Annotated in this window: 7 protein-coding genes and 2 pseudogenes; 6 read left to right on the top strand and 3 right to left on the bottom strand. The window is 60.0% G+C overall.

Going from position 1 to position 6471, the window contains the following annotated elements:
• From MAXJ12_RS37930 to MAXJ12_RS30675, 5 genes and pseudogenes are all read left to right on the top strand, one after another.
• Positions 1–474 (top strand): annotated as a pseudogene (locus MAXJ12_RS37930) (anti-sigma factor family protein); the annotation flags it as partial.
• A gap of 20 nt (positions 475–494) precedes the next feature.
• The gene (locus MAXJ12_RS30690) at positions 495–1217 is read left to right on the top strand and encodes a Bax inhibitor-1/YccA family protein (RefSeq protein ID WP_008840071.1); all 723 of its coding nucleotides are present in this window, start codon (positions 495–497) and stop codon (positions 1215–1217) included.
• A 32-nt stretch (positions 1218–1249) separates the two neighbouring features.
• Entirely contained in the window at positions 1250–1807 is a 558-nt protein-coding gene (locus tag MAXJ12_RS30685; RefSeq protein ID WP_008840070.1) for a DUF2076 domain-containing protein, read from the top strand.
• Positions 1808–1973: 166 nt separating this feature from the next.
• Positions 1974–2636: an exopolysaccharide biosynthesis protein gene (locus MAXJ12_RS30680; protein ID WP_008840069.1), complete on the top strand. Its 663-nt coding sequence runs from the start codon at positions 1974–1976 to the stop codon at positions 2634–2636.
• Between the two features lie 137 nt (positions 2637–2773).
• Positions 2774–4081: a hemolysin family protein gene (locus MAXJ12_RS30675; RefSeq protein ID WP_008840068.1), complete on the top strand. Its 1308-nt coding sequence runs from the start codon at positions 2774–2776 to the stop codon at positions 4079–4081.
• Between the two features lie 42 nt (positions 4082–4123).
• On the opposite strand, the gene MAXJ12_RS30670 is transcribed toward MAXJ12_RS30675, so the two are convergent.
• Positions 4124–4426 carry a LexA family protein gene (locus MAXJ12_RS30670; protein WP_040588976.1) on the bottom strand — a complete coding sequence of 101 codons (303 nt, stop codon included), beginning with the start codon at positions 4424–4426 and terminating at the stop codon, positions 4124–4126.
• 45 nt (positions 4427–4471) lie between these two features.
• Between MAXJ12_RS30670 and MAXJ12_RS39355 the strand changes: the two are divergent.
• Positions 4472–4591, top strand: a pseudogene (locus MAXJ12_RS39355) (IS630 family transposase); the annotation flags it as partial.
• Positions 4592–5066: 475 nt separating this feature from the next.
• On the opposite strand, the gene MAXJ12_RS37925 reads toward MAXJ12_RS39355, so the two are convergent.
• Together MAXJ12_RS37925 and MAXJ12_RS30665 are read right to left on the bottom strand one after the other, a co-directional pair.
• Positions 5067–5228: a hypothetical protein gene (locus tag MAXJ12_RS37925; RefSeq protein WP_008840066.1), complete on the bottom strand. Its 162-nt coding sequence runs from the start codon at positions 5226–5228 to the stop codon at positions 5067–5069.
• Positions 5229–5945: 717 nt separating this feature from the next.
• Positions 5946–6471, bottom strand: a 526-nt coding sequence (locus MAXJ12_RS30665; protein WP_244421663.1) for a cupredoxin domain-containing protein, incomplete at its 5' end; no start/stop codon positions are given.

Here is a 6471-nt window from a genome sequence, read left to right as displayed (position 1 = left end):
GGGTGGTTTGCCAACGCCTATCTCGGTCCCCTGACTGTTACGGAGGTCATCGCCTCCGCACCGCCACCAACCTATGTCGAGGATGCCGTGATGGCCCATAGAACGACCCAGGTCCGCGCGGCGATGTCCTCGCAGCCCGAGGTCCCAGAGTACGATCCCGAGGAAATTCGTGCGTCCACCGCAATCGTCATGCCGCAATTGCCGGCTGACTGGTATGTGACCGACGTCCAGGTGTTTCCGTCCAAATTCGGTCCGAGCGTCGAGATGGCGATCCGGACGAATGATTTCGATATGCTTTCGCTCTTCGCAGTTCGGCCGGGCTCGTTCGATGTCGTTCGGGCGTCGAGCGTTCATAAGGATGACGTCACAGCCGCATATTGGCAGATCGGCGACGTCGCTTATGCCCTTGTGGCCAAGGCCAACACTCGCAATCTCGATCGGGCGGCAATCGCTCTCGCAGATACACTTTACTGATCCAAACCAGGAGCATTCACATGAATACGCCCAATCCGGGATATCGCCTTGAAACCGCCCGCGGCCACGCCGGCGCCCTGATCGATGAGGGTCTGCGCCAGCACATGCTGCGCGTTTACAACTATATGGGCCTTGGCCTCGTCGTCACCGGCCTTGTCGCCTACATCGTCGGAACCACTCCGGCGCTTTACGTGCCGATCTTCTCGACGCCCCTCAAATGGGTGGTGATGCTGGCGCCATTGGCCTTTGTTTTCTTCTTTTCGTTCCGCATGCAATCGATATCGGCAAGCGGCGCACAGACCATGTTCTGGGCATTCTGTGCGGTCATGGGCCTGTCGCTGGCATCGGTTTTCCTGGTGTTCACCGGCACCAGCATCGCGCGCACCTTCTTCATCGCCGCCACCATGTTCGGCGCAACGAGCCTGTATGGTTATACGACGAAGCGTGACCTTTCCCAGTTCGGTTCGTTCCTGATCATGGGCCTGATCGGCGTGGTGATCGCCAGCGTCGTCAATCTCTTCCTAGGCTCGACCGCCCTCCAGTTCGCCGTCTCAGTGATTGGCATTCTCGTCTTTGTCGGGCTGACCGCCTGGGACACGCAGACGATCAAGGAACAGTACGCGGAGAACTTCGACCAGGAATCGCAGCAGAAGCTCGCCGTCTTCGGAGCCTTTTCGCTCTACCTCAATTTCATCAACATCTTCCAGCTGCTGCTGACCTTCACAGGCCAGCGGGAAGAATAATCGACCGGAATATTCGAGGAGGCTTCATCTCCATGGATAATAACGACCAGCAGGCGATTCAAAGCCTGTTCGAGAAGCTCGCCAAGGTCGAGCGTCAAGCACCGCCGCGTGATCCGGAGGCTGAAGCGTATATCCGTGAGCAGATCACCCGACAGCCTGGCGCGCCCTACTACATGGCCCAAACCATCGTCGTGCAGGAACAGGCGCTCAACGCCGCGCAGGCCCGCATCAACGAGCTGGAACAGCAAGCGACCTCGCGGCGGTCCTCCGGCGGCCTGCTCTCCAACATCTTCGGCGACGGCCGACAACCGTCGCGGCCGCGGCGCTCCGTGCCACGTGTCGGGCGTGCGCCTGCCATGGGGCCGGAGGAGGAGCAGCCCAGAAGTCGGGCTGGCGGCGCCTTCCTCGCCGGAGCCGCTCAGACGGCGATGGGCGTCGCAGGCGGCGTGCTCCTCGGCAATGCGATCGCGGGCATGTTTGGCGGCAATCAGGCTCAGGCAGCCGAGCCAGCGGAAACTGCCGACAACGAGGCTGCACCTGATGAAGCAGGGTTTGACGATGGCGGTGATTTCGCCGACATCGAATTCTAGGCGTGAGGCTAAGTAACGATGAGGGCTGCCAGGCGCAGCCCTCATCGTTTTTTCGGAACGGTATCGGCGAATGGATGTCGCCGCACAAGGAAAGGCCATTCTCCGGCGATTGATTGCGGTGCAAAGAGAGAGATATGTCCGAGCGCCGTCGCTCCGGAGACGGACTATGACTGACAAGGGCCAATCCGCGGCAGGAGCCCTCACTCCGCGAAGTGCGCGTCGAAAGCGAGGCCGCGCGTTTTCCGAGATACTCCTGACGATTGCCGCCGATTCAGGCAGGGATCGTGTGTCGGTCGGCAATCTGTTGGAGGCTATGGGTGACCGGGGTTTTGGCCCGCTGATGCTGGTCTTCGCGATTCCGAACCTGATTCCGGCCCCGCCGGGAACGTCATCCGTACTTGGTGCCCCACTGTTGTTTCTCGCCGCCCAGCTCGCCTTCGGAAGGCGTCCGTGGCTTCGCCGGTTTATTGCCGATCGTTCGATGGCGCGAGCTGACTTTGCGGCGCTGGCCACACGCGTCAATCCCTGCCTCCTCAAGGGCGAGCGCCTTTTCCGCCCGCGTCTCGACACTCTCGTGCGACCGCCGGCCGAATATGGGATCGGCGTGCTGTGCCTCATCCTGGCGACTATTATGGTTCTGCCCATCCCTCTCGGAAACAATCCACCAGCACTTGCCATCTGCCTTTTTTCGTTTGGAATCCTCGAACGCGACGGCGTTTGGGTGATCGCTGGTTTTGTCGCCTCCGTCGCATCGTTGGCTATTGTCGGCGGTGTCGTCCTCGCTCTCTTTAAGGGGGCCCTGTTTGTTCTCACGGGCACGTTCAGTTGAAAAGGACGGACGGTTTGCTGGTCCTTGACCGTCACGAATTCACCGCCAACCATTTGGATCTCCGATTGGCCACATGGATCGGCTCCGCACCCGCTGACCGTTGCTTGACATCGTGACAGTGCTCTAGGATTTGTCCAATGCTCGCCATCGAACTCTCGATCATCGTCGTTCTCGTCGTCGTCAACGGCGCTCTTGCCATGTCCGAACTGGCGGTCGTCTCGTCCCGCCCCGCTCGCCTTAGAGCACTCATGGATCGCGGCGTCGTCGGCGCCGGCCGCGCCTTGGCGCTTGCCTCTGATCCGGGCAAATTTCTGTCTTCGGTTCAGATAGGCATTACGCTTGTCGGAGTGCTTTCGGGTGCATTTTCCGGGGCTACTCTGGGGTTGCGTTTGACCAATTGGCTCGTAGAGCAGGGCGTTCGGATCGGAATTGCCAATGCGCTCGGCGTCGGCATCGTCGTGGTGCTGATCACTTACGGTTCTCTGATCATCGGCGAGCTGGTGCCCAAGCAGATCGCACTGCGCAATCCCGAAGGGATTGCGGCCAAAGTTGCGCCAGCCATGGTGTGGCTGGCATGGCTTGGCGCGCCACTGGTATGGCTGCTCGACCTGTCCGGACGCGCCATTCTGCGCATCCTGGGGCAAAAGGAGCAGAGCGAGGGCAAAGTCACCGACGAAGAGATCCATCTGCTTATCGCCGAGGCCGAGGGCGCTGGCGTGCTCGAGTCCGATGAACGGCAAATGATTTCCGGCGTCATGCGGCTCGGCGACCGGACGGCACGGGCAATCATGACGCCCAGGACTGAGGTCGATTGGATCAATCTTACTTCTGATGACGCGACGATCCGGCAGCTGCTGACAGAAACCCAACACTCCCGGCTTCCGGCCAGCGAAGGCAGCGTCGACGCCATGATCGGGGTGGTGCAGACCCGCGAAATCCTGGCTGCCATGATCTCGGGAAAACCATTCGACATGCGTGCTCATGTAAGATCCGCGCCTGTCGTCCATGACCTTGCTGACGCGCTCGATGTGCTTACGACCCTGAAACAGAGTGCGGTACCGATGGCGCTTGTGCACGACGAATACGGAAATTTCGAAGGCATTATCACGCCGGCCGACATTCTGGAGGCAATCACAGGCGTCTTTCGCGCCGATGCCGACAATGAAGGTCCTGTCGCTGTACAGCGCGAGGATGGGTCCTGGCTTTTAGCAGGATACATGCCTGTCGATGAGATGGCCGACCGGTTGAGAATCGTGCTGGCGGAAAACCGCGATTACGAAACCGTCGCCGGTTTCGTTCTATCGTATCTGCACCGGCTTCCGGAGACAGGCGAGAGCATCGATGCGCTCGGCTGGCGGTTTGAGGTCGTGGACCTGGACAGCCGCCGTATCGACAAGGTAATCGCCACGCGGCTGCCGTCACCGCGCCGGAAGCGGATGGACTGAAGACGAGGGGCAGCGGCCTGATCCCTAACGAGAATCATCCTACTATCTCTGCACAGAGGATATGGCGGGTTGGATGGGTTGCAGCGGCGGTAGGCCGTTGTGGTCGATGAGCAGTTCGATGCTTCGTGCAACACCAGGCTGCCGGCGGATCAGGCCTAAGCGCTCAAGGGTCAGCACCATCTGGTGGACTGAAGGCGGGGTGACGCCGAAATAGCGCTGCATGTCGCGTTCGGCCGGCGGCTGGCGGTTGACCTGCATATAAGCCCAGATGAAGGCGAGATACTGGCCCTGTTTGTCGGTGAATTGGGGGGCGTCCGGCGGCTGTCCGTCAAGTAATTGATTCATTTTCCGATTCTTCCGGAACCTCCGCAATCGAAGGAGGCCATCCGGATGAATGTACGCTATCGCGTCGATCTCGACCAACCCGAACGCGACGAACTCACAGCGATGCTGCGCAGCGGCAGGCATCCGGCGCGCAAGCTCAAGCGGGCGCAGATCCTGCTGGCCGCCGGCCAAGTGAATCCCTTCGGCCGCCATGCTGCTAGGGCGGCTCGAAATCCTCGCCGCGATGATCATTTCACCCCCGACGTTCTGGTCGCGCTGACGCCCCCAACCCTTGATGAGGCGCGGACGTTAGCATTCCAGGCTGGGCCGCACTGCCCTTACCAGATGCTCTGATGCCCAGCCCAGCATCACTGGGGGTATCCGGGCGATCAGCATGAACAGGCCGAGGGACAATGCGATCCCAGGGTTCTCGTTGGACGCCGCTTACTTGCTCATCCAGAGACGAGAATCTTCCAGCGACATCAACGCGCTGGTTGGATGAATTTCATGTTCATCACCGCTGTTCCGGGCCACTGAAGCGTCGGCGCCACACAAAGCTTCCTCGCCGGTGAAGCAGCAGATCGGCCCGCTGCCTAAGGGTTAACTGCCGCAGGCGGGCTCGACCGGTTGGTTAACTGGCAGCAAGCAAATAGCCCCTCTGTCAATTGATCGATGCTTGTTCTTTGCGCTCTTGCGGATTCAGCTTGCGGCGGCGATACCACCAGCCATCCAGGCGAATGACCAGTATCCAGATCGGCAGTCCCAGAAGAAACAGGATATCGAAGAGATAGTCGACTTCGCCAGCGTGCTCTTTCTGTCTCATGTACACAGAACTCCGAACGGGGCCAAATTCAGCGCGCATCCGAGTAGCCAATTTTCGATATCAAGGTGCTGATTGGCACGGATGTCAAAATCACGCCTGTACGCACCCCGCAAATCAGGTGTGAAGACGTTCGGGCTGTGGCAAAATCAGCCGCGACGGTCGAGATGGCCAAGTTGCCTCCCTTGCCGCCGCAACCGGGCGCTGTCGAGTCTAAGCAAGGCAGAATGCCAGGCCCTGCGGATGATGCTAAGGATAAGTCGCATTTCTTCCTCTCATGCAGCCCCACCGCCCGGACGTCAAAAGCCCTCCACCACCTGATGCCGACCGGCGCGCCTATGCCGCGTCGCTTTCTATGATCGTTATCCGAATCGCGTCACTATCAGTCTGCTTTTTGGCTGCCTGTGCAAGGCATTTTTGCCCACGCGGCGCCTCGGTGCAGCATAGGCGCTGCCTATCACGGCCTTCGCTGCGGCCACATCCGCCCGTGTGGGAACAGCGTCACAACGTCGGGATGGACTACGCCGTCCCAGGTCGGAATGCCCGGCATCCGTTTCCAATTTTGTGGATGTCGAATGTGACGCTTGCTCGCGGCACGCCAAAAGACGGCTTGCGCGTCAGCAAACGGGCATTGGCTTCGATCAGAACTGGCCCCTTGCTCCTCCCGAAACGGCTCGGAAGGAGCACTCGCGGGCTGTCGGGCGATCTGCAATATGCGATTTATTTGATGGTGATCGTGCCCTTCATGCCCCGGTCGGCAAGATCCGGTACCGACCAGGTGTAGATGCCGGGGCGGACGGTGGTGAACTGGACCTGGATCGTACCGTCCGCGTCGTATTCCAGCCAGGCCGGCGCACCGTTCATATGCACTTCGAGATCGTTGATGACGATCTGGTTCATCCAGACATTGCGGAAAAGATCGGTATGGAATTTGTATTCCAGGCCGCCCGCCGCCGAAATCTTCCAGCGATAGCCTTGCCCGGCGATCAGCTCGAAATCCTTCTGGTTGGCCGTGAACTGGTCGTCCTTGGTGCCTAGGATGAGTTCCGGAACATCCTTGCTGGCGCGTGTCGGCTTCTCGGCCGGTGCTTGCTCCGTGGTGGCCGCGGCCGCATCATCATCGTCGTCGTCATTGTCCTGTGCCCAGACCTGGCCCTGCGCGGCGGCCAGTCCCACCAGCGAGGCAAAAGCGATTGCCCGAAATTTCCTCATGTTTTTCCTACCCTTCTGCTGCAATTCTGATGAA

This window comes from Mesorhizobium alhagi CCNWXJ12-2 (assembly GCF_000236565.1).
Lineage (GTDB): Bacteria > Pseudomonadota > Alphaproteobacteria > Rhizobiales > Rhizobiaceae > Allomesorhizobium > Allomesorhizobium alhagi.
Note: the sequence above shows the minus strand (reverse complement) of the source record. Positions and strands in the feature narration are given on the sequence as shown.